We start from the raw sequence: 763 nt of genomic DNA, 5'->3' as shown, positions 1-763 counted from the left end.
TTGGGTGAATGTCCGCGGCAAGAAAGGCGTACGGCTGCACGGCGTCAACAACATGGTCGAGATCGGCGAGAAGGTGCAGTTTTTCACTTCATCCCCTGTGCTATTTCACGGCAATCTCGAGACGCTGCCAGCGAAAAGCGTGTCGCAGGCATTCAACGAACGCAAGTCCGATTACCGCTTCGACCAGGAAGTCAACTTCGTCGACGCCAATTTGAAGCCGGAGAAGAACATCGCCTACGAGCTCGTGCGCGACGACGAAACGGTCATTGAAGGGAAAACCGCAGCCAGCGGCAGCACCGAGATACAGAAATCAGGCGGTTTCGACTCCTACACCATCCGCTACAAGGGCGAACTACCATGAGCGACCAATCTGGACTGAATGAGCGGGGCAATCACCAGGGCGAATTCACGCAGGGCGTCGGCGGCTGGGCTGAATATACGGTCCGCATGACGGCGACGTCCGACACCGTCCGCCACGACGTCAAACTCCCGCCACGCAAGGTCATCCCTGTGATCTTCTTGCCCGGCGTGATGGGCAGTAATCTTCGCCTGAGTAAAAAACGGCAGGACGATCTGGATCGACTGGACAACCGTTCGTGGCGGCCGGACGACATGGTCGGCACGAAGTCCGCCGGTGCCATTTTCAATGCCGGATTGGTCGGATGGTACAAGAATGCCTCGCCGGCCCAGCGCCAGCTCATGCTTGACCCAAACGAGACAGAAGTCGAGTATTACCATTACACCGAGAGTAAAGATCGCTTCG

The 763-nt window shown here is 57.3% G+C and carries 2 pseudogenes; both read left to right on the top strand.

Going from position 1 to position 763, the window contains the following annotated elements:
* Positions 1-361: pseudogene (locus ACFPOU_RS23635) on the top strand (type VI secretion system tip protein VgrG); the annotation flags it as partial.
* Positions 358-763, top strand: a pseudogene (locus tag ACFPOU_RS23630) (hypothetical protein); the annotation flags it as partial. The pseudogenes ACFPOU_RS23635 and ACFPOU_RS23630, both read left to right, overlap by 4 nt.

This window comes from Massilia jejuensis (assembly GCF_042656795.1).
Lineage (GTDB): Bacteria > Pseudomonadota > Gammaproteobacteria > Burkholderiales > Burkholderiaceae_D > Telluria > Telluria jejuensis.
This window is presented reverse-complemented; position numbering and strand designations above follow the sequence as displayed.